We start from the raw sequence: 21,319 nt of genomic DNA, 5'->3' as shown, positions 1-21,319 counted from the left end.
GCAGTACCGCTCACCGGGCCGGACAAACCTCACCTCTAGGGTGATCGGGTGGTCGCCGCGCTGGAGCTGTATCTCGACATCGACGCCACCCGGCGGATCCGGGTGCTGTGGGACGCGTTGGAGTCCGAGGGCGTGCAGAGCATGCGGTCGCTGCTGGAGCAGCGGCACCGACCACACGTCTCGCTCGCGGTGGCGCCGCGCTTCGATCCGGACCGGGTGGCCGAGGCCCTCGCCGGGATGGTGGTCGCGGCGCCGCTGCGGCTGGAGTTCCAGCACGCCGGCCAGTTCGTCGGCCGGGTGCTCTGGCTCGGGCCGGCGCCGACCGCCGAACTGCTGGCCCATCACGCCGAGGTGCACGGCCGGCTGGCCCGGGCCGGCATCGGCCTGGTCGAGCACTACCAGCCGGGGCGTTGGGTGCCGCACTGCACGCTCTCCATGCGGGTGCCGAACCCGCTGCTGGCCGCGGCGGTCCGCCGCTGCCTGGAGGTGCTGCCGCTGACCGCCACCGTGGTCGGCGCGTCGGTCACCGATCACGCTCGGGGCATCTCACGCCCGCTGCCATGAGCGCGGGCGGGACCCGAGCCGAGCGGGCCTTCGAGGTCTTCACCACCGACAGCGACCGCTGGTGGCCCCGTTCGCACCACCGACCTGGTACACGACCGGTCCCCGGACCGGGGTGTTCGCCGGCTCATATGGCGAGAGGCCGGGGCGGGGCAGGGCCCACGCGGCGACGACGGTACCGTTGCGCCTCATCATGCCCTGCCGGGCGCATACCGCCGGCCCGGCGCTGGCGAACTGACGGAGGATGGCGTATGTCCAACGGCGAGGAACCGTTCGCATCCCACGACGACGTGTCCGCGCGGCCGCGGTTCGACCTGGTGCTGCGCGGCTACGACAAACGCCAGGTGGACAGGTACGTCCAGCAGCTGGACAGCGACCTGTCCATGCTGACGTCCGAGCGGGACCGGGCGCAGAAGCAGTCGCGGGAGTTGACCGCGCAGATGCAGCGGACCCAGGCCGAGGCGGCGGAGCTGCGGCAGCGGCCCGCGCAGGTGGACCGGGCGTCCTTCAGGGACCTCGGGCCGATGGTCGACCAGATCCTCGACCTGGCCGAGAAGCAGGCCGGGCAGATCAGCGAGGCCGCCACCAAACGCGCCGCCGACCTCCAGGCCCAGGCGGAGAAGGTGCTGGCCTCGGCGCGGGAGGAGGCCACCCGGGAGCTGCGGGAGCTGGACGAGGAACTGTCGGCGCGGCGCGCCGAGCACGACAGGGCCGACGAGGAGCAGCGGGCCGTCGCGCAGGCGGAACTCACCTCGATCCGAGAGCTGGCGGAGAAACTGCGGGCCGAGGGGCAGGCCGCCCACGACCGGGCGCAGCAGGAGGCGAAGCGCGTCAGCGAACAGAGCAGCCAACAGGTCGAGCAGGCCCGCTCCGCGTCGGAGGCGCTGGTGAAGGCGGCCCGCACCCAGATCCAGCAGGAGGTGCAGGCAAACCGGAGCAAGGCCCAGCAGGAGCTGGCCCAGTGGCAGGCCACCATGGCCCGCGAACTGGACGAGCGGCGGGCCGCCGCCGAGCAGGAGCTGGCCGACCGGGCCAGCGCCGCCGAGCGGGACATCGCCGCGCTGGTGGATGAGGCCCAGCAGTACGCCACCGAGGTCCGCGAACGCGCCGACGAGGAGACGGCGGCGCACAAGGAGCGACTGTCCACGGTGCAGCAGGAGATCCAGCAGCGGCAGGAGACCCTCACCCAGCTCCAGGCCGAGATGGGGACCGTCGGGCAGCAGCTCGAACACGCCCGCCAGGAGATCGGCACGATCGAGCAGGACGGGGCCGCGCTGGAGGAGCGCCTGGTGGAGGTACGCCGGGAGCTGGCCGCCGAGTCGAAGCGGCTGGACGACGCGCGCCGGGCAGCGGACCTCGCCGAGCAGCACGCCAAGGAGACCCGCGCCCGGGTGCAACGGGAGGCGAAGCGGGTGGCCGACCTGGCCGCGGCGGCGGTGATGGCAGCCGCGGCGGGCGGGGGCGAGACCGCCGAGTACCCGCAGGTGGGTGGCCGCCCCGCCGGCGACGCGCCAGCCGAGCGGATGCACCCGGAGCGGCCCGAGCCATTCACCCCGGACCGGGCCGCGAGTGCTCCCGTCCCGGAGCGGACGACCCTGGACGGCCCGAGCTTCGACGCGTTCGCGGTCCGCACGCCGGTCCAACGGTCCGCTCCCGAGTCGGAGCAGACCGCCGACGATCCGGCGGCCGGCCCAGGCGCCGGCATCCCGGCCAACGCCTGAGGGCGGCACCGCTGCTGACCGGCACCCAACCCGGGTGCCGGTCAGGAGCCGGCCGGCAGGTGAAGCTTCCGTCCCAGGGGCTGCGCGCGCAGGTCGCCGAGACGACCGGCCGGTGCCAGCGGACGTACGGGCTCAGCGTGGTGGCCAGTCGCCATGCGGTGACCGCGAACGCGACCGGTGCGATGTCGCCCATGTGTCGGCTCGCCGTCATCGCGCAGGCGCGGGCCTTGCCCACACACCTCGTCGCATGTAAATATGTGGATCACTGTGCGTGGGGTTGAGAATGCGGGGAGTTGATCGACGTGCGAAAGTTGTCCTCGATCGCGGCGGCCGTCACCTTGACGGTCGGCTGCACCGGCGTGGCGGTGACCAGCGTGGCCGCCCCGGCCAGCGCGAGTTGCAACCACTCACACACCAACTACGACAGCAAGAGCGGCAGTCTCTTCAACGGCAGCAACATCAACATTCGCACCGGCCCGCACACCTCCTGCCCCTCGCTCGGATTCGGGCAGGCCAACCACAACGTCGACTTCTGGTGCTACACCCCTGGCGACGGGGTCACCGCGAACGGCTACACCACCCACAGCTGGACCTACCTGAGGGACACCACGACCGGCGTCTCCGGCTGGGTCGCCGACGCCCTGCTGAAGAACCTCGGCAGCCTCCAAGCCTGCTGACCGCCGACCGTCCCGTGCGGCCCGTCGGCGGGCGAGGCAGTATGGGTCCTCATGACCGAGCCTGCCTTGTACCCGCCGATCGAGCCGTACGCCACCCACCGGATCGCCGTCGGCGACGGCCACGACCTGTACGTGGAGGAGGTGGGCCGACCGGACGGCGTACCGGTGGTCTTCCTGCACGGCGGGCCCGGCGGCGGTCTGGTGCCGGCGGCGCGGCGCTTCTTCGACCCGGACCGCTACCGGGTCGTGCTGTTCGACCAGCGCGGTGCCGGCCGCAGCACCCCGTTCGGTGAGCTTGGCGCCAACACCACCTGGCACCTGGTCGACGACCTGGAGGCGATCCGGGCCCGGCTCGGCATCGACTCCTGGCTGGTGTTCGGCGGCTCGTGGGGCGTCACCCTCGGCCTGGCGTACGCGCAGGCCCACCCCGACCGGGTCACCGGCCTGATCCTGCGCGGCGTCCTGCTGATGCGGCGCAGCGAGCGCGACTGGTTCTACCAGGGCGGCCTGCGCCACCTCCAACCGGACGAGTGGGACCGCTTCGTCGCCCCCATCCCGGCGGCGGAGCGGGACGACGTGCTCGGCGCGTACCACCGGCGGCTGCACGGACCCGACGAGGCCGAGGCCCGGGCCTGCGCGGCGGCGTGGGGACGCTGGGAGGCGATCAACTCCGCGTTGCGCCCCGACCCCGGGCTGCTCGCCCACTTCACCGACGAGCAGCAGGCGCTGCCGATCGCGCGGATCCTGTCCCACTACGCGCTGCACGGCGGCTTCCTCACCGGCGACACGCAGCTCCTCGACGGGGTGGACCGGATCCGCCGCCTCCCCGCCGTCATCATCAACGGCCGCTACGACCTCTGCTGCCCGATGGCGTCGGCGTACGACCTGGCGAGCCGCTGGCCCGAGGCGGAGCTGCGGATCGTCCCCGGCGCCGGGCACTCGGCCGCGGAACCCGGCATCGCCCGCGAACTGCTCCGCGCCACCGACCACTTCGCCGCCCTGCTCGCGGGCTAGAACAGGGCCCGGATCGCGGCGGCGATCACCGGGTCGACGGGGAACCGTTCCTCCAGCCAGCCGAACGTCGCCCGGGCCGCCGCCCGGTTGCCCAGGTAGCCGGGCACCATCTCGGCCAGCGGCAGCACCTCCGGCGGGTACGCCTGCTCGACCCGGCGACTCGGGTCGAACGGGTCCCGCCGATGCGCCACGTCGGGGTTCGTGAGCCGGAGCAGCGCCAGCACCCGGTCCACCGCGTACGACTGGATGAACCGCGACGCGCTGAGCCGTTCCCCGCGCAGCTCGCGGTGCAGGCCCACGTAGAGGTTGGTGAGCGCCTCGTTGAGATGGAACTCGACCGTGTCGTACGGCGTCGCGGGGCGGGCCGGCGGCCCGCATTCGGCGAGCCCGGCCGGGGCGTCGGGCCGCTGCCACACCACCCGCGCCCCGGCGAACGGCAGCCGGGCCAGATCGTCGACGGTGAAGACGGCGTACTCGACGAAGGTCCCGTCGGCGTAGAGCGCCTTGCGGCCGTTGCGCTCGTTGGCGAAGCTGTACGCCACCGGGCACGGCACGGCCAGCCAGTCGACCGACTCGGCGTAGCGGGGCACCGCGCCGTCCGCGACGACGAGGAAGAAGTCCAGGTCGGAATGGGCGTCCAGCCGGTCGTACGCGACGCCGGCCGAGCCGAGGCCGAGCAGCGCGATGGTGTCCGGCCGGGTGGCGATGTGAGCGGCGAGGTCGTCGAGTCGACGCAGCATCGGGTGCATACCGTCGTCCCTTCCGTGAAGAGTCGACGTTTCGTCCCGCGCGGCCCTGCACGCCGCCGGGGTCGCGACACCGTTGCCGCTCATCCTGCCCCGGCTGACCCCTGTTGCTCAAGCGCCCGCCTATCCATCCGCGAGCGGCAATGGCAAGATCGGCCGGGTGACGGGTTCGCTGTTCGCGGTCAGTGACCTCCATGTGTCGTACGCCGAGAACCGCCGGATCGTGGACGGCCTGCGGCCGGAGACGGCCGACGACTGGCTGATCGTGGCCGGCGACGTGGGCGAGGTGTTCGGGGCCGTCGAGGAGACGTTGCGCCAGCTCCGCGACCGGTTCGCCACGGTGGTCTGGGTGCCCGGCAACCACGAGCTGTGGACGCACCCGTCGGACCCGGTGACGCTGCGCGGCCGGGACCGCTACGACGCCCTGGTGCGGATGTGCCGGGACAACGGCGTGCTGACCCCCGAGGACGACTATCCGGTGTGGCACGGGGAGGGTGGCCCGGTCACCGTCGCGCCACTCTTCCAGCTCTACGACTACTCGTTCCGCGCCCCGGGGACCAGCACCAAGGAGGAGTCGCTGCGGCGGGCGTACGACGCCGGGGTGGTCTGCACCGACGAGATGCTGCTGCACCCCGACCCGTACCCCGACCGGGAGTCCTGGTGCTGGGCGCGGCTCGCCGAGACCGAGCGCCGGCTGGCCGCGACCGACCCGGCGCTACCGACCGTGCTGGTCAGTCACTGGCCGCTGGTCCGCGAGCCGACGGACGTGCTCTGGTATCCGGAGTTCGCCCAGTGGTGCGGCACCGAACGCACCGCCGACTGGCACGTCCGGCACCGGGCGGCCGTGGCCGTCTACGGGCACCTGCACATCCCGCGCACCACCCACCACGACGGGGTGCGTTTCGAGGAGGTGTCGCTGGGCTACCCCCGCGAGTGGGGCCGCCGGGGCGGCGAACCGAAGCCGATGCGGCGGATCCTCGGGGCGGCACTGTGATCGAGTCGCTGCTGCCACCGTCGGTGGTGACCGTCGAGGCCTTCGCGGACCTGCCCGGCGAGACGCCGTACCCCGGCGAGGAGGACCTCGTCGCGAGGGCGGTCGAGAGCCGTCGCTGCGAGTTCGTCACGGCCCGGCGCTGCGCCCGGGAAGCCCTCGGCCACCTCGGGTACGCCCCGGCCCCGATCCGCCCCGGGCCGAAGCGGGAGCCGCTGTGGCCGGCCGGCGTGGTCGGCAGCATCACCCACTGCTCCGGCTACCGGGCCGCGGCGGTCGCCCGCGACACCGCCCTGGCGAGTCTCGGCATCGACGCCGAGCCGCACGGCGCGCTGCCGGACGGGGTCGGCGAGGCGGTGACCGTCGCCGGCGAGCCGGAGCTGCTGCGTCGCCTCTCCGACGCCGATCCGTCGACGCACTGGGGCCGGCTGCTGTTCAGCGCGAAGGAGTCGGTCTACAAGGCGTGGTACCCGGTGACCGGGCGCTGGCTGGGCTTCGAGGACGCGGAGCTGTCCATCGACCCGGTGTCGCGCAGCTTCACCGCCCGGCTGCTGGTCGACGGCACCCGTACGGACGGCGGCCCGCCGCTGACCGCGCTGCACGGCCGCTTCCTGGTCGCCGACAGCCTGATCGTGACGGCCGTCGCGCTGCTACTGCCGGACGTGCCCCGACCGAGACAACCGGAGCAGATCAGTCCGGCGGGAACGGTCCAGCAGCCGCGCTGACCGGCTCACCGTGAGCCTTGATCCCACCCGCCACACGTCCCACGAACCGTCTGTGCTTCGCGCGACAACCTTCACGTCTCCATGGTCCGGGTGGAGATCCACCGGGGACAGCGGACCGCCCGTTAACTGACCCGGCGCTGGACGCGCCACAGGCCGACCGCCGCGAGCAACGCGCTGGCACCGAGATACAGCGCCAGTTCGGCCCACTGGAACGGCCAGAATCGTCGGTCGGGCTGGTACGCCAGGTCCACGTGCAGGTCGAGCTTGCCGAGACAGACCGCGATGTCGCCGAACGTGCCGTCGGCTCCGGTCCTCGGGGCGTTGTCGAAGCACTCGGCGAAGGCGGCATCGGAGAGTTGCCGGCCGTCCGCCGTCAGCAGGCTGGTGGTGTGGGTGACCCAGGCGCCGGGTATCTCCAGCCCTCCGACGACCGGCCCGCCGGTGATGCTGCCCAGCATTCGGGCCTGGTTGATGGCGTCGGCGGTCATCTGCACGGTGACCCGCTCGGCGGGCATGAAGTGCGGTCGCAGCAGGTTCGGCACGATGAACTGCACCGCGATCACGGCCAGGAACACGATCGCCATCGCCGGCAGCGTGCGGCGTACCAGCAGCCCGGTGACGGCGCCGAGGGTGCAGCCGAAGGCGGCGTACCCGATGGGTGCCACGCCGCGCACGCCGAACAGAATTGTGCTGAACCGGTCGCCGGTCACCTGGTCCACCGGGGCCGCCGCCCAGGTCAGCAGCGCGCTGAGCGCACCGGCAACAGCCATGCTGGCAAAGCCGAGGAGCATCAGCTTCACCACGAGCCAGCGGCGGCGGGGCACGCTCTGGTTCCACACGAGTCGATGGGTGCCGGCCTCCAGTTCCCGGGCGATGAGCGGCGCGCCCCAGAACGCACCGATGAACGCGGGCACCAGTCCGAACCCGGCGGCGAGGAAGAGCATCGTCTGTCCGTACCGGTTCGGCAGCTGGGACGCGTCGCCCACGGCGCGGATGTCTCCGCCGAGACGGAGCAGATAGACAGCGGCCAGAAGCAACAGGATCGCGCCGACGAGCGCCTGGACGCGGAATTGGCGCAAGGTCATCCGGATCATCGCGGCACCACCGCCCCCGCGCGGGACACGGCGCCCGCCCCGGCGGCCCGCGACATGTACGCGAGGACCAGTTCCTCCAGCGTCACCGCCGGCCCGCCGTCCCGTACCGCCGCATCGCCCCGGACCACGGCGCGGCCGTGCTCCGCCCAGACGACCTCGACCCCGGCCGTCCCGGCCGGCCGGCCGGTGATCCGATGGTGCGAGGCGAGCAGATCCCGTACCGGGCCCGCGACCTGGACCCGCCCGCCGCAGAGTACGACGAGGTAGTCGCAGACCTGCTCGACGTCGCCCAGCAGGTGCGAGGAAAGAACGGCGCTCGCCCCCAACTCGCCGACGAACTCCACCAGACCCCGCATGAACGCCCGGCGCGCCAGGGGATCCAGCGCCGCGGCCGGCTCGTCGAAGATGAGCAGCTCGGGACGCTTCGCCGCGGCGACGGCCAACGCGAGCTGCGCGCGTTGACCACCGGAGAGACGCCCTGCCTTCTGCCCCGGGTCCAGGCCGACCTCCGCGATCCGCCGCCTGGCCAACGCCGGATCCCAGGACGGGTTCAGCCACGCACCCATCTTCAGGTGGTCGGCGACGCTGAACGAGGCGTACACCGGGGTGTCCTGGGCGACGAAGCCGACCCGGGCCAGATGCGCCGCGTCGGCCGCCGGTCTGGATCCGAGGACGGACAAGGTGCCCGAGGTCGGCCCGATCAGGCCGCAGGCCAGCTGCAGCAGGGTCGACTTGCCGGCGCCGTTCGGGCCGACGAGCCCGACGACGTGCCCGCGCGGGATCGCAAGATCGCAGTCGGCCAGTGCCGTGCGCCGGCCGTACCGTTTGGTGAGCCGCTCGGCGTGCAGTACGAGTGGTGTTTCCATGGGCTCATCCTGCGAACGCCAGGGGAGCCGGGCATCGGTCCAAAGCATGGGCCGGCACGCGGGCCACCCTACTTTTGGCCGGTTCGCGCGAGCCGGTGATCTCCTAACTTGAACAGGGTGAGCTTCGGGAACCGACTGTCCAGGGCCGCGACCACGGCGGGACTCGCCGTGGTCTTCCTCGCCGCGCTCGGCACCGAGGCCGTCGGGATCGCGCAGACATGGGGAGCACGGTACTGGCTCTCTGGCGGCTCGGCCGCCGTCGTGGTCTGTGCACTCGCGCTGGTACGGCGACGGCAGCGGGTGTGGACGACAATTGCCGGTCTCGCGATCGCTGGACTGGCCATCACGGTCGCCCGGATGTTCCACCTCCCGACCGAACCGGGACCGGCGATGGCACTGGCTCTCGCCGTACTCGTCGGGTCGGCGGTGCGCGTGCTGCCTCCCGTACCGGCCGGGGCGCTCGCCGCCGGAGGGCTCGCGGTCGTCGGCGACGCCTACCTGGCCGCCCGACCGCACTCCTCGGGCGCCTCGGCGGCCGTGGCGCTGAACGTCGCGGCCTGGCTCGGCGCCGTCGTGATCGGCCTGGCACTGCGCCTGCTGGACGAGCGGGCCGCGGCCACCATCGCGAAGATTCGCCAGGAGGAGCGGCTGGAGCTGGCCCGGGAACTGCACGATGTGGTGGCCCACCACCTCACCGGAATGCTGGTCCAGACGCAGGCCGCCCGGCTCGTCGCGCACAAGAACCCTGGTCAGGTGGCCGAGTCGCTGGCCGGGATCGAGACCGCCGGCGCCGAGGCGATGCGGGCGATGCGTCGCGTGGTGGGGCTGCTGCGCGATACCCAGGACGCGCCGCCGGCCACGGCCGGGCCGGAACAGCTCGGGTCACTCGTCGAGCGCTTCAGCCGGCAAGGGCCGTCGGTGCGGCTGCGGGTACCCGACGAGAGCACGGCGTGGCCGCCGGAGGTCACCAACACCGTGTACCGGATCGTCCGGGAGGCGCTGACGAACGTGGCCCGCCACGCACCGCACGCCCACGGGGTAACCGTCACGGTCGACCAGGGCCACTCCGGCGTCACGGTCGACGTCATCGATGACGCGCCACCGGGCCCCGCCCGCGCCACCAACCGCGGCGGGTACGGCCTGGTCGGCATGCGTGAACGGGTGGAGACACTCGGCGGCACGCTGCACGCGGGCCCGCTCCCCGACGCCGGCTGGTCGGTCCGGGCCACCCTGCCCGTCGACGCCGGACGACCGCGATGACGATCCGGGTGCTGATCGCCGACGACCAGGCGATGATCCGCGGTGGCCTGCGGCTCATCCTCGAGGACCAGCCGGACATCAGCGTCATCGCCGAGGCGTCCGACGGTGTCGACGCGATCACGCAGGCCCGCCGGCTGCGCCCCGACGTCTGTCTGGTGGACGTCCGGATGCCCCGGCTCGACGGCATCGAGGTGACCCGGGCACTGGCCGGCCCGGGCGTGCCGAACCCGACACGGGTCATCGTGGTCACCACGTTCGACCTGGACGAGTACGTGTTCGGGGCCCTGCGCGGCGGTGCCGTGGGCTTCATCCTGAAGGACGCCGGCCCAGCCCTGCTCGTCGAGGCGGTACGCGCGGCCCACAAGGGCGACGCGCTCGTTTCCCCGTCGATCACCGTACGGCTACTGCGCCAGCTGACCGCACCGGCACGAAAGCCCGACGGGCCACTACCGTCGCTGTCGGAACGCGAAATCGAGGTGGTACGGGAGATCGCGCGCGGCCGTACCAACCTGGAGATCGGGGCCGAGCTGTTCATCTCCCTGAGCACGGTGAAGAGTCACGTGTCGACGATCCAGACGAAGCTCGGCCTGCGCAACCGCACCGAGATCGCCGTCTGGGCCTGGGAGAACCGGATCGTCGAAACCGGCTGAACAGCGCATGCCGCCGACGGTCACCCGTCCGCCCGCCCACCGGGCCACCTTCCACCCTGCGGATCCAGCCGCCCAGTGCGCGTTCACGACGCTCGCCGATGTTCGCTAACACCCGAAGCCGAACGCGAAGATGCGGCCAACCCCCAGAGCCTGACTCCACTGGCTATGGTGTCGCCATGATCCTCCGCCACATCACGATTGACTGTGCCGATCCCTACGGGCTGGCGACGTTCTGGAGCGAGACAACGGAATGGCCGGTGTCCGACATAGACAAGCCGGGCGACGACGAGGTGCTCGTAGAAGCTCCCTCCCCCGTGCCCGGCATCCTGTTCATCCGGGTGCCCGAGGCCAAGACAGTGAAGAACCGCATGCACCTCGACTGGCAGCCGACCGATCGGAGCCGCGACGATGAGGTGGAACGCATCATCGCCCTCGGCGCGAAGCTCCACGAGGACCACCGCACCACGGACGGACGCGGTTGGGTCACGCTGCTCGACCCCGAGGGCAACGAGTTCTGCATCGAGCAACGCAAGGGCCAATCGACGGCACAGGCTTGACGACCGGAGGCGCAGATGGAGACATGGCGTGTCGTGGCGGCTATCGTCACGGGTCCGGCTGTGAGCCTTGTAGGCGTCGCCCTGGCCACAAACTTTCGCGGCGTGACGGAGTGGCACGTGCGGCGATCGATGTCGGCCGCGAGCGTGCTACGGCGAGTTCCGCCTTGGCGCTGGCTACCAGACGTTCCGCAGGAGGAGCGTCTAGCGCGCTTCGTCCTGTTGGAACGGCTGATTGGCATGGCTTTCACAGCCGCCGGTGTCATGATCTTGATTGCTGTCGGCTACAGCGCCTTGACCGGTCAGCCGATGCAGGCGGTGAAGTAGGCAGCGTCACCTCAGCCGCCGGCCAGGACACCCTCGGGAGAGTGTGGGTGGGGTGTAGCTCAGCGGCAGAGCGCCGGGCTGTAGGTCCGGGCGCAGACGCATGCTACGTCGACGAGCGGATTCGGGCGTTGAGCCGGGCGGCCTGGCGCGTCAGGTGGTCGCGCTCGGCGAGGTTGGGGGCCTTGTGGGCCGCATCGACGTACAGCCGTGCCGCGGTGGCCAGGTCGCCGTCGCGTTCGTGCAGATACGCCGCCACCGCCGTGTGACGGGGCAGTGAGTCGTCCAGCGCCGCGAGCGCCGCCAGCCCGGCGCGCGGTCCGTCGGCCTCGCCGACGGCCACCGCACGGTTGAGCCGGACGATCGGGCTGTCGGTCAGGCGCGCGAGCTCGTCGTACCACTCGACGATCTGCACCCAGTCAGTCTCCTCGGCCGTGGGCGCGTCAGCGTGCAGTGCCGCGATGGCGGCCTGGGCCTGGAACTCACCCAGCCGGTCGCGGGCGAGGGCGGCCTGCAAGATCTCGACGCCCTCGGCGATCGAGGTGGTGTCCCATCGGCCGCGGTCCTGCTCGGCGAGCGGCACCAGGGCGCCGTCGGGTGCGGTGCGGGTGTCACGCCGGGCGTGGTGGAGCAGCATGAGGGCGAGCAGCCCCGTCGCCTCGGGGTGATCGATCGCGGCGGCGAGTTGCCGGGTGAGCCGGATGGCCTCGGCGGCGAGGTCGATGTCTCCGGAGTAACCCTCGTTGAAGACCAGGTAGAGGATGCGCAGCACGGTGACGACGTCGCCGGGCTGGTCGAACCGTACGCCGGAGACGATGCGCTTGGCCCGGCTGATGCGCTGCGCCATGGTCGCCTCGGGCACGAGGTAGGCCTGGGCGATCTGGCGGGTGGTCAGCCCGCCGACGGCGCGCAGCGTGAGCGCGACCGCGGACGACGGCGTCAGCGACGGGTGGGCGCACAGGAAGTAGAGCTGGAGCGTGTCGTCCACCGCGGGCACGGGCCCGGGCGCCGGCTCGTCGTCGATGAGCCTTTCACGCCGGCGGCGGGCGGCGCCCGCCCGGGCCGCGTCGAGGAACTTGCGCCAGGCTACGGTTACCAGCCAGCCCTTCGGGTCCTGCGGCGGGTCGGCCGGCCAGACGCGGACCGCCTCGACCAGCGCGTCCTGGACGGCGTCCTCGGCCGCCGCGAAGTCGGCTCCGCGGCGGACGAGGATCCCGAGCACCCTCGGGGTGAGGCTCCGGAGCAGGGCCTCGTTCAACCGAGATGTCACTCCGTGATGGTGGGCGGCTCGGTCAGGAAGGGGCGCAACTCGAGCCACTCGTGGATCGGCTTGCCGCCCGCCCCCGGGGCGGCCGACAGTTCCCCGGCCAGTTCGACGGCGCGCTCGTAGCTGTCGACGTCGATCACCATCCAGCCGGCGATGAGGTCCTTGGTCTCGGCGAACGGACCGTCGGTGACCGGCGGGCGCCCCTCGCCGTCGTACCGGACGAACGTGCCCTCGGGGGCGAGCGCCTGACCGTCGACGAACTCGCCGGTCCCCTCGAGTCGGGCCGCGAAGTCGTTCATGTACTGCACGTGCGCCGAGATCTCTTCCGGCGTCCACCGGTCCATGGGCACGTCGTTGACCGCAGCCGGAGCGCCACGGTAGTGCTTGAGCAGCAGGTACTTCGCCATCGTCTTTCTCCTCAGTGCTGGTGCGACCCATCTTGGTCACTCACCACGGGGACGGAGCCAGTCACCAGTTCTCGACATCACGGTCCGAGCTTTTTCGCTCTGCCAGATGAGTCATCTGTTCACTGCTGTCCAGAAGGATCCGGATCTGCCGCCGCCCGCGCGCCTGCGGGCCGTTGGACGCGGCCTCCACCGAGACCCGTGCGCCGACGGGACCGGGCGGCTATCCGAAGCGGTCAGCCAGCTTCGTCAGCTTGGTGACGTACGCCGTCCAGTCATAGTCCTGCGGGATGTTGGTGTTCTCCCGCCGCAGGCCGATCGCCGTGTCGTGTTGCTCGCGCATGATGTCGGCGTGACCGGCGTGACGAGCGAGGTCGCCGGTCACGTGGACGATGATCCTCTGCAGCGTCACGTCCTGTTGGCCTGGCCGCCACCACGGCACTCGCCCCGGCGCGTCAAGCGGTAGCTGTTCGATCGTCCGATCCGCGAACGCCCCGACACGGCGATACAGGTCGATCAACCCATCCTTCGTCTCGTCCTCCCGCGCGTACCAGTCTGCCTGCGGATCTTCCTCGAACGCCTGCATGGGAACCAGTTCCTCAGGCGTCGGGAACTCGCGTCCGAAGGTAGGCCCGAAGTAGCCGGCTTCGACGTTGAGGCAATGCTTGAGGACCCCCAGCAGGTTGTTGCCGGTCGCGGTGCGTGGCAGTCTGGCTTCGCGTTCGCTCAGCCCGTCGAGCTTCCAGATCAGGTCCTCGCGATTCGCCTGGAGGTAGTGGTGCAGCACAGCCTTCGCATCGCCCAAGTCAGCCATGCCGGCCAGTCTTCCTCAAGCAGAGCCGTCGTGCGGGGTGTCGCTCGGTCCCCTTCGGCTGGCCCGGTCTGCGCTACGTTGGCAGCGCGGGCGGGGGCTACCGCCTGCAGCCGGCGGACGTCCCGGCTGGCCAGCATGCCGAGGACGGAGAACACGGCCGTCGACCGTCCCTCAGGGCAGGCGATGCCCGCAGCGGTTCACGGACGACGTCTACTGGGATTTCAGGGGCTCTGAGAGGCCTGCGTTTCTTGCCAGCGGCGGTGCGCTGTGCGGACGTTCGTCCAGAGCCGATCGCGCGCCTCCGGGGTCATGCTGTGCAACCGCAGATCGAACAGGTCCGCGAGCAGGTCAAACCACTCCGCCCGGCGAGTGACGGGCTCTGCGGTACGGGCACCGTCACCGATCCGGCTCAGAACCAGCCCCCGGATGACATCCACCCCGGTGGCGTCGCGGCGTTCGGCCATCGCCACCTGGACGAACCCCGACTCCGGCGAGGTCGACAACCAGTGATGCTTCGCCTCGAAATCTGCCCAGCGCGCGTGAGCCAAGGTCCAGGTCATGCCGGTGAATCCGCCGCCCGGGTCATGGGTCAGATGCCACCCCGACTTGTCAGCGGCCGGCTCGAGGGAGAGTCCGAAGGGCGGCTGATCATGCCTACCCGCGACCAACGGCAGCGGATCGTGCAGAGCGTCGCCCAACCCGGCGTCCACGTACCAGACCCCACCGGGGTTCGCGTCGCTCGGTAACAGCCCTACCGTCAAGACCAGGTGGTTTCCCATCGCGGCGGCGTCAGGGCCTTCCGGGCCGTGCACGCCTCCGACGTGGCCGCAGACTGCGTAACCGAGCGAACTGAGCAGCAAGCCCAGCGCTCCGTTCATGTGATAGCAGTAGCCGCCGCGCCCGTGCAGCGCAATACGCGTTGCGGACTCGTACGGGTCGATGTTCCAGGCCTCGCCGGCGTGAATCCACAGGGTTTCGTACGGCACGCGCTCAGCGTGGCGCTGCACCAACAGCTGAAGGCCTGCCACCGAAGGCGGTTCCGCCGAAACACCGAGCCGGGCGAGATACGCCTGCTGGACATCCAGGTCCAATCGGGGCATCGATTCGAACATGGCCCCATTATTCTTGGCCGTCGGAAGATGTGAACCGTCCTGGGCTCATAGAGTCCGCTGCAAGCCGGCGGCAGCTGCGTGACCTCGCGGGCAGGAGCCCCGAGCGCCGAAGCCGTGGCTGTCGTTTCAGAAGGGCTCGGGGCTCTTCGCTATCCCTGGGTGACGGGTCGGAGGTCGTCAGGAACCAATCGTCTTCGCCACCTCGCTCAGGTCATTGTCCAGCTGGTGATCGCGCCCGGGCAGCCGGTGCAGCTGTGCCTGCGGGATGGCGCGGGCGTACAGGTCAGCATGCGACGGTGGGGCTGTCTCGTCCTGGAGTCCGTGGAACACGTGCACCGGCACCCCTTGCGGCAGCCTCGCGCCGAGGTCGTGCGGCAGCTCGAACTCGTCGCCGGGCCAGCCGCCCGCACCGACGAACGGAGCGGCGATCAGCACGATCGCCTGGAGCTCCCGTTCCGGTGGCCGCTCGGCGAGCGCGTTGATGAGGATCGTCCCGCCCACCGAATGGCCGGCGATGACGGCGCCGTCGTCCAAGGCCGTCATCTCAAGCCGGATGGCCGCGCTCCACCTGGCGTAGCTCGGGTCGTCCTCGTCGGGCATGCGCGGGTAGCGGACCTCGTACCCGTCCCCGAGTTCCCGCCTCAGGCTGTCGCACAGCTTGTCGTCCCATTTGTCGTGCGCGCCCGCGCCGCCGCCCTGGATGAACAAGATCTGCCGAGGCCCTGCCATGCCGATCCTCCCTCACGACCGCGTGGCGATCCGGTTCGATACCCGCTGCAGGCCCAGGCGAAGCCCGAGCAACCTCCCGGGCCCCAGCCGCCCCCGACCTATGCACCTTACGGCGCGTCACCAGCCACAGTCAGCGCCGGCGCCGTACGCGCCGAGAACGCCTTTCATCGCCGCAGAACGGCTCGCCGCTGCTTCAGCTCCTCCTCGCTGATCTCACCCCGTGCGAAGCGCTCGGCGAGAATTCGCTCGGCTGCGCTGCGCGCCGACCTGGTCGGCGACCTGCGGTAGATCAGATAACCGAACGACGACAGCACGAGAAGCCAGAACAGCGTAGGAAAGATCAGCCACCAGCCCGCCCCGCCGTTCCAGGGGCCGTTTCCGTCTCCCCAACCGGGACCAGGGTGGGCGTACACGTAGCCCGCCACTTCCGCCAGCATCACAATCTCCCTCGGTCTCAGGGCTCGCTCCTGCTCGCCCTCTGCCCCGAGCATGGCCTCCGGGAAGGCTGCCGCCGTCGGTCGTGCAACGACACCCGCCGTACGTCGCAGGACGTACCTCCCACCAGCATCCTGGCGCGCCGCCCGGCCGGGACGCGACCGGCCGACGCCGCAGCGCGGCTTCACCGATCCGGCAGAGTCGGCAGCACTGACATCGCGGTGGTCATTGCCGCCATCGCTCCATCGACCACGGTCACGTCAACACGCCGGACCGCCTCACTACGACCCTGACGACTCAACCGCTGTAGTTGATGTTCCGTAGGCGGCCATGAACATGTCCAGCAGTCCGTCGATCGCGCTCTCGTCGATGGGGCGGGTTGACAGCAACCAGCGGTAGTAGAGGGTGCCGCACAGCACCTCGGCGGCGAATTCCAGGTTCGCTTCCGCGACGAGTTCACCGGTGCCTTGAGCGCGGGTGATCCGGTCGAGGGTGCTCTGTTCGACGGTGACCAGGAACCGTTCGTGCAGGGTCGCCCGCAGCGTGGAATCGGCCTGCGCCTCGGCGATGACTGCGCGGTAGACGGGGCCGATCGGCGGGCTGGATAGGGCCAGGCTTGAGCGTAGAAACTGTTCGCGCAAATCCGCGCGGACGTCCCCGGCGTTGTGGTAGTCCAGATCGCTGGTCCACACGAGGCTGAGCGCGTCGAGCAGCAGCGCCGCGATGGACGGCCAGCGCCGGTAGATCGTGTGCTTTCCGACCCCGGCCCGTCTCGCGACCGCCTCGATGCTCAGGCCCGCGTAACCGACCTCCGCGGCCAGATCGAGGGTCACTCGCAGCAGCTCTTCAGTGCGCGCAGCGCCTCGGCGCCGTGGCGTGGCAGGCGGGTCGGTCATGCTGCCACTCTATCGGCACACGGCGTGCCGTTGACAATGTCGCGAGGTGCGTGCAGCATTGGACCTCGATCGGCACGATGCGTGCCGATGGGGAGTGTCGTGGCATGTTCGTCACCCGCGCGCCCAGGTTTGCGCCACACCAAATCCTCACGGGGAGATCCGCCATGAGCAGCACCGAAAGCAGTAAGCACGAGGGATTCACGGCCGAGGAGCGGGCCGCGATGAAGGACCACGCCCAGGAGTTGAAGAACGCAGTGCGCCGCGGCTCGCGCGCGAGCAAGGCGGCGGAGGCAGAGCGGGACATGCTCGTCAAGATCGCCGAGATGCAGGACCCGGACCGGATCATGGCCGAGCGCGTCCATGCCGTCATCACCGCCAGCGCCCCGCTCCTGGCGCCGAAGCTCTGGTACGGGATGCCCGCCTACGCACTGGACGGCAAGATCGTCTGCTTCTTCCAGAGCGCGGAGAAGTTCAAGGCGCGCTACGCGACGCTCGGGTTCAGCGACCAGGCAAGGCTGGACGACGGCCCGATGTGGGCGGCCGGGTTCGCCCTGACCGAGGTGACAGCCGAGGTGGAGGCGCGGATCGGTGCGCTCGTGAAGCAGGCGGTGAGCTGAGGCGCGCCCTGGCGGAAGTCGGGGTGATCTACACGCTGCGGCGTTCCGGCTACGGGCTTCCGACCCTGAACCATGGACCCGGGCGAGGTTGGCCTCGACGGTCTTCGGGCTGATGAACAGGCGCGGGATGCGTCGGAGGCCGTGCGGTGCGTACAGTTCCGGGTCGGACTTGGGGTGGGCCGGGTAGCTCCGGCGCAGGGAACGGGACGAGACAGCGACGGCATGACGGCGGACAACATTACCGAAACCGGTCACGACGGCATCGATCCGGCCCGGCTGGAGACCTGTCTCAGCGTCTTTGAGGCGTTGGAGGACCTGCCTTCCGATCACCCCGACGTGGTGCGGGTGCAGCGGGCCACCGCGAAGCTCTACAAGATGATCAAGCAGCGGCGACGTGAGGAACGGCGGGATGCCATCGCGGCGGCCGACCGCGCGGTGACGGCGGCCACCGCCACCGGCGCCCCGGGCCGCATCGACGACGAGACCCAGGGCATCCCGCTCACCTCCCCCACCGTGGGCGCCACCGCCGGCTTCCTGCACAACCCGCGCGGCTGCTACGTCTGCAAGCAGCGCTACCACGAGGTCGACGCCTTCTACCATCAGCTCTGCCCGCCCTGCGCCACCCTCAACCGGGAACGCCGCAACGCCCGCACCGACCTGACCGGCCGGCGCGCGCTGCTCACCGGCGGCCGGGCGAAGATCGGCATGTACATCGCGCTGCGGCTGCTCCGCGACGGCGCGCACACCACGGTGACCACCCGGTTTCCCCACGACGCGGTCCGCCGATTCACCGCGATGCCCGACAGCGGGGACTGGCTGCACCGCCTGCGGATCGTTGGGATCGACCTACGCGACCCCGCCCAGGTGATCGCCCTCGCCGACTCGGTCAGCGACCAAGGACCACTCGACATCCTGATCAACAACGCGGCGCAAACCGTCCGCCGCACACCCGGGGCGTACGCGCAGCTCGTCGCCGCCGAGGCGGCGGCCCTGCCGGACGGCCCGCTACCGGAGATGATCACATTCGCCAAGGCCGGCCGAGACGACCCGGCGGGCAGCCTGACCGCCCCACCCACGTCGCCCACAATCACCCCACACGCGCTCACCGCGCTGGCCCTGACCAGCGGCTCCGCCTCGCCGGAACGGATCGCGGCAGCCACCGCCATCGACGCCGGCGGCCTGGTGCCGGACCTCGACCCGGTCAACAGCTGGGTGCAACGGGTGCACGAGGTCGACCCCGTCGAACTACTCGAAGTGCAACTGTGTAACGTCACCGCGCCGTTCGTACTGGTCAGCCGGCTACGACCGGCGATGGCCGCAGCGACCGCCCGCCGCAAGTACGTGGTGAACGTATCCGCGATGGAAGGCCAGTTCGCCCGCGGCTACAAGGGGCCAGGGCACCCGCACACCAACATGGCCAAGGCCGCGTTGAACATGCTGACCCGGACCAGCGCCCAGGAGATGCTGGCCGACGGCATCCTCATGACCAGCGTAGACACCGGCTGGATCACCGACGAACGACCCCACCCGACGAAGATGCGGCTGGCAGACACCGGCTTCCACGCCCCACTGGACCTGATCGACGGCGCGGCCCGCGTCTACGACCCGATCGTCCGCGGCGAACAAGGCGAAGACCTGTACGGCTGCTTCCTCAAGGACTACGCCCCCAGCGCCTGGTAACCAGCACGCCCACCCCCGCCGCCGACCGGCACCGCGATGATCGTCTACGTTCGCGGATATCCGTGGTTGTGCGCCCAGTTGTGACCCAATTCGTCACCCAGCTCGACTCCGGTGCATCCGGGATAGCCTCCGAGCATGCGTCACCTCAGGCGCCTGTTCGTCCTCGCCGCGCTCGGCCGCAAGAAAGAAGTTGAGCAGTTCGTCGGACCCATCACACTGGCGGGCGTACGAGGCATCGGCTGGGTCTCGGTCTGGCCCTGGCAGGACGGCTACAACGTGTCCGTTCATGACGTACAGGACCTGGACGACGAGCAATACGGAGATCTGTCCGTGTTCCCGCCCCTCGACCCCGAAGACGAAGACGAAGACGAAACGGGCTATGGCCGTGTGATCGGCCACGTTCAAGACCCGACCGAAGCGCTGGAGCTGGCAGAGCGAAGCACTGGAGCATCCCCGGATCTGTGGGTCAACCACGGGGTTGCCGGGGAGGACTATGCAGACTACGTGCTGGCGAGGCGCGCCCAGCACCAGTCCTGACCGTCAGTTTGGAAGGTGCGTTGCATCGCTCTGACGAACGGTTTGGTCGAGGCGTTGACCAGCCATGGCGGGCGGTTGGGAACGCATAGTGATCGATGTTGTGGCTGCCCAATGTCGCGATGCTAACCGGAATTGACCGCTGGGGTCGGGCACGGGTCGGGCACGAATCTCGGTCTGCTTGCTGTCCACGGCGCTGCCCCTCGGCGGCCTTGCATAGACTGATGACCGTGACTGTTGATCCCTCGGTTGACCTTGAGACCTTTGTCGGGCGAGTCGGCGAGCAGGGCGAATCCGCGACGCGCCGATCGAAGCGCCAGATGCGACGCGAGGTATTCGGGCAGTGGTGCCGGGAGCTCATCGCGATGGGCGTCATCGAATGCCGCTTCAGCTGATGCAACCGGTCGTCCTATTCGACCTAGACGGGCTTCTGATCGACTCCGAGCCGATCTGGGACACGGCAAAGCGTGAAGTGTTCGGTCCGCTCGGCCTGCACCTCACGACGGAGATGCAGGCGGCGACGCGCGGGATGCGGCAAAGGGACATGGTGGCCTACTGGTTCGATCGGGCCACCATTCGAGCCGACCCCGACGACGTCCAGCAGCAGATCGTCGCCGCGGTGTGCCGCAGGCTGAGGGAGGGAGTGGCGGTGAAGCCCGGCGCCGATCACGCCGTCGCGACGTGTGCGCGGGCATCGAGAGCGATCGCCGTCGTATCATCGTCGCCGGAGTCGGTGATTCGGCATGCGCTCGCGAGCGCCGGCCTCGACCGATCCTTCGATGCCGTGTTTTCGGCCGAAGACGACGAACACGGCAAGCCCCACCCGGGCGCCTATCTCCGGGCCGCCGCCGCCCTCGGTGCGTCACCCGACGAATGCGTGGTGATCGAGGACTCGCTCAACGGCGTCCTCGCTGGCGTGTCAGCCCAGATGACGGTCGTCGCCGTTCCCGAGGCCGCTGATCGCTGCGATCCGCGCTTTGCGATTGCCACTCTGGTACTGGAGTCCCTCAAGGATCTCGATACCTCTGTACTCGGCGCCGCCGTGTCCAGGGGGAGCCGGGGCGCCACGTGGGCATCGCGTGCCGCCCTTCTGGGGAGCGGGCCGCCGCCCGGCCCGCCACGTCAAGCGGACCTTGACGCAGGTTCGGACGCTGCCGGAACAGGCTGAAGTCCTTTGGTGCCTTCTCGCTGCCTACGGGCAACGACTGGCTCTCAGATACGAGCCAAGGCCCCACTATCGAGGGGCCTTGAGCTTGCCTTATTAATGGTGGACCATACTTGGCAGAATCCGAACCGCATTCCAGCAGCCCACGGGCCTGTAATAACCGTTTCGCCGGTTCGGCGTCGCGCCGCGCGTCACCAATGACCCACTACCGGAGAGCCGGTCACGCATGAACAGTTGATCGCGATGCTGGTCGATCGAGGTCGTGGCGGCGGGTTGAAGTTGACCCGGGGAGGGTGGACTGTTGCAGGTCGCCATCGACACGAGCACCCCGTCTGGTCACCGTAATCGGCAATCTCAACCGGGCAACCGCAACGACACGAGGGCAGGTCAAGAGCCAATGCCATTAAGTTAAGGCGTCTGGGCAGGCCAGCTTGGGTATGGCGGGTCGGTTGTGGCGGGTGATCTTGTCGGTGGGTCGTTTGA

General features: G+C 70.2%; 25 protein-coding genes. 15 read left to right on the top strand and 10 right to left on the bottom strand.

Annotated elements, in window-relative coordinates:
• The first annotated feature begins 48 nt into the window (after positions 1–48).
• The 4 genes from ACIRG9_RS18885 (at position 49) to pip (ending at position 3,973) form a co-directional block, all read left to right on the top strand.
• Complete coding sequence (locus ACIRG9_RS18885) at positions 49–564, top strand: 2'-5' RNA ligase family protein (protein WP_402857185.1); 516 nt, start codon at positions 49–51, stop codon at positions 562–564.
• Positions 565–812: 248 nt separating this feature from the next.
• Positions 813–2,282: a hypothetical protein gene (locus tag ACIRG9_RS18880; RefSeq protein WP_402857183.1), complete on the top strand. Its 1,470-nt coding sequence runs from the start codon at positions 813–815 to the stop codon at positions 2,280–2,282.
• Between the two features lie 302 nt (positions 2,283–2,584).
• On the top strand, positions 2,585–2,959 hold the full coding sequence (locus tag ACIRG9_RS18875; RefSeq protein ID WP_402857906.1) for a hypothetical protein: 375 nt from the start codon (positions 2,585–2,587) through the stop codon (positions 2,957–2,959).
• Positions 2,960–3,010: 51 nt separating this feature from the next.
• A complete protein-coding gene (gene pip, locus ACIRG9_RS18870; protein WP_402857182.1) occupies positions 3,011–3,973 on the top strand; it encodes a prolyl aminopeptidase in 963 nt (320 codons plus the stop codon).
• On the opposite strand, the gene ACIRG9_RS18865 is transcribed toward pip, so the two are convergent.
• On the bottom strand, positions 3,970–4,722 hold the full coding sequence (locus tag ACIRG9_RS18865; protein ID WP_402857180.1) for a hypothetical protein: 753 nt from the start codon (positions 4,720–4,722) through the stop codon (positions 3,970–3,972). The two genes, pip and ACIRG9_RS18865, sit on opposite strands and share 4 nt — an antisense overlap.
• Positions 4,723–4,879: 157 nt before the next feature.
• On the opposite strand from ACIRG9_RS18865, the gene ACIRG9_RS18860 reads away from it, so the two are divergent.
• Together ACIRG9_RS18860 and ACIRG9_RS18855 are read left to right on the top strand one after the other, a co-directional pair.
• Positions 4,880–5,713 (top strand): metallophosphoesterase family protein, encoded by an 834-nt coding sequence (locus ACIRG9_RS18860; RefSeq protein WP_402857178.1) that lies wholly within the window; start codon positions 4,880–4,882, stop codon positions 5,711–5,713.
• The gene (locus tag ACIRG9_RS18855) at positions 5,710–6,435 is read left to right on the top strand and encodes a 4'-phosphopantetheinyl transferase (protein WP_402857176.1); all 726 of its coding nucleotides are present in this window, start codon (positions 5,710–5,712) and stop codon (positions 6,433–6,435) included. The genes ACIRG9_RS18860 and ACIRG9_RS18855 overlap by 4 nt, the downstream gene beginning before the upstream one ends.
• Positions 6,436–6,557: 122 nt before the next feature.
• Here ACIRG9_RS18855 and ACIRG9_RS18850 read toward each other — a convergent pair whose 3' ends face one another.
• Together ACIRG9_RS18850 and ACIRG9_RS18845 are read right to left on the bottom strand one after the other, a co-directional pair.
• Complete coding sequence (locus ACIRG9_RS18850; protein WP_402857174.1) at positions 6,558–7,529, bottom strand: transmembrane transport protein; 972 nt, start codon at positions 7,527–7,529, stop codon at positions 6,558–6,560.
• On the bottom strand, positions 7,526–8,395 hold the full coding sequence (locus tag ACIRG9_RS18845) for an ABC transporter ATP-binding protein (RefSeq protein WP_402857172.1): 870 nt from the start codon (positions 8,393–8,395) through the stop codon (positions 7,526–7,528). The genes ACIRG9_RS18850 and ACIRG9_RS18845 overlap by 4 nt, the downstream gene beginning before the upstream one ends.
• Positions 8,396–8,512: 117 nt before the next feature.
• Here ACIRG9_RS18845 and ACIRG9_RS18840 point away from each other — a divergent pair, with 117 nt between their 5' ends.
• The 4 genes from ACIRG9_RS18840 (at position 8,513) to ACIRG9_RS18825 (ending at position 11,186) form a co-directional block, all read left to right on the top strand.
• The gene (locus tag ACIRG9_RS18840) at positions 8,513–9,655 is read left to right on the top strand and encodes a sensor histidine kinase (RefSeq protein ID WP_402857171.1); all 1,143 of its coding nucleotides are present in this window, start codon (positions 8,513–8,515) and stop codon (positions 9,653–9,655) included.
• On the top strand, positions 9,652–10,305 hold the full coding sequence (locus tag ACIRG9_RS18835) for a response regulator (protein ID WP_402857169.1): 654 nt from the start codon (positions 9,652–9,654) through the stop codon (positions 10,303–10,305). Before ACIRG9_RS18840 ends, ACIRG9_RS18835 begins: the two co-directional genes overlap by 4 nt.
• 176 nt (positions 10,306–10,481) lie before the next feature.
• On the top strand, positions 10,482–10,862 hold the full coding sequence (locus ACIRG9_RS18830) for a VOC family protein (protein ID WP_402857167.1): 381 nt from the start codon (positions 10,482–10,484) through the stop codon (positions 10,860–10,862).
• A gap of 15 nt (positions 10,863–10,877) precedes the next feature.
• Complete coding sequence (locus ACIRG9_RS18825; RefSeq protein WP_402857165.1) at positions 10,878–11,186, top strand: hypothetical protein; 309 nt, start codon at positions 10,878–10,880, stop codon at positions 11,184–11,186.
• Positions 11,187–11,289: 103 nt separating this feature from the next.
• Here ACIRG9_RS18825 and ACIRG9_RS18820 read toward each other — a convergent pair whose 3' ends face one another.
• The 7 genes from ACIRG9_RS18820 to ACIRG9_RS18790 form a co-directional block, all read right to left on the bottom strand.
• Positions 11,290–12,441: an RNA polymerase sigma factor gene (locus ACIRG9_RS18820; RefSeq protein WP_402857903.1), complete on the bottom strand. Its 1,152-nt coding sequence runs from the start codon at positions 12,439–12,441 to the stop codon at positions 11,290–11,292.
• 8 nt (positions 12,442–12,449) lie between these two features.
• Positions 12,450–12,857: a YciI family protein gene (locus ACIRG9_RS18815; protein ID WP_402857163.1), complete on the bottom strand. Its 408-nt coding sequence runs from the start codon at positions 12,855–12,857 to the stop codon at positions 12,450–12,452.
• Positions 12,858–13,077: 220 nt separating this feature from the next.
• The gene (locus tag ACIRG9_RS18810; protein ID WP_402857161.1) at positions 13,078–13,668 is read right to left on the bottom strand and encodes a DinB family protein; all 591 of its coding nucleotides are present in this window, start codon (positions 13,666–13,668) and stop codon (positions 13,078–13,080) included.
• Between the two features lie 221 nt (positions 13,669–13,889).
• Positions 13,890–14,780 carry an arylamine N-acetyltransferase gene (locus ACIRG9_RS18805; protein ID WP_402857159.1) on the bottom strand — a complete coding sequence of 297 codons (891 nt, stop codon included), beginning with the start codon at positions 14,778–14,780 and terminating at the stop codon, positions 13,890–13,892.
• Positions 14,781–14,957: 177 nt separating this feature from the next.
• A complete protein-coding gene (locus tag ACIRG9_RS18800) occupies positions 14,958–15,509 on the bottom strand; it encodes an alpha/beta fold hydrolase (RefSeq protein ID WP_402857157.1) in 552 nt (183 codons plus the stop codon).
• A 164-nt stretch (positions 15,510–15,673) separates the two neighbouring features.
• Positions 15,674–15,946 (bottom strand): SHOCT domain-containing protein, encoded by a 273-nt coding sequence (locus ACIRG9_RS18795; RefSeq protein ID WP_402857155.1) that lies wholly within the window; start codon positions 15,944–15,946, stop codon positions 15,674–15,676.
• Between the two features lie 279 nt (positions 15,947–16,225).
• A complete protein-coding gene (locus ACIRG9_RS18790) occupies positions 16,226–16,840 on the bottom strand; it encodes a TetR/AcrR family transcriptional regulator (RefSeq protein WP_402857153.1) in 615 nt (204 codons plus the stop codon).
• Positions 16,841–17,004: 164 nt separating this feature from the next.
• Between ACIRG9_RS18790 and ACIRG9_RS18785 the strand changes: the two genes are divergently transcribed.
• The 5 genes from ACIRG9_RS18785 (at position 17,005) to ACIRG9_RS18765 (ending at position 20,839) form a co-directional block, all read left to right on the top strand.
• Complete coding sequence (locus ACIRG9_RS18785) at positions 17,005–17,457, top strand: iron chaperone (RefSeq protein ID WP_402857151.1); 453 nt, start codon at positions 17,005–17,007, stop codon at positions 17,455–17,457.
• A gap of 222 nt (positions 17,458–17,679) precedes the next feature.
• A complete protein-coding gene (locus tag ACIRG9_RS18780; protein WP_402857149.1) occupies positions 17,680–19,137 on the top strand; it encodes an SDR family NAD(P)-dependent oxidoreductase in 1,458 nt (485 codons plus the stop codon).
• 135 nt (positions 19,138–19,272) lie between these two features.
• On the top strand, positions 19,273–19,674 hold the full coding sequence (locus ACIRG9_RS18775) for a hypothetical protein (RefSeq protein WP_402857147.1): 402 nt from the start codon (positions 19,273–19,275) through the stop codon (positions 19,672–19,674).
• A 221-nt stretch (positions 19,675–19,895) separates the two neighbouring features.
• The gene (locus ACIRG9_RS18770) at positions 19,896–20,066 is read left to right on the top strand and encodes a hypothetical protein (RefSeq protein WP_402857145.1); all 171 of its coding nucleotides are present in this window, start codon (positions 19,896–19,898) and stop codon (positions 20,064–20,066) included.
• Positions 20,051–20,839, top strand: a complete 789-nt coding sequence (locus ACIRG9_RS18765) for an HAD family hydrolase (RefSeq protein WP_402857143.1) — start codon at positions 20,051–20,053, stop codon at positions 20,837–20,839. The genes ACIRG9_RS18770 and ACIRG9_RS18765 overlap by 16 nt, the downstream gene beginning before the upstream one ends.
• Positions 20,840–21,319 lie beyond the last annotated feature (480 nt).

Origin of the sequence: Micromonospora sp. NPDC093277 (assembly GCF_044765245.1) — a bacterium.
GTDB lineage: Bacteria > Actinomycetota > Actinomycetes > Mycobacteriales > Micromonosporaceae > Micromonospora.
This window is presented reverse-complemented; position numbering and strand designations above follow the sequence as displayed.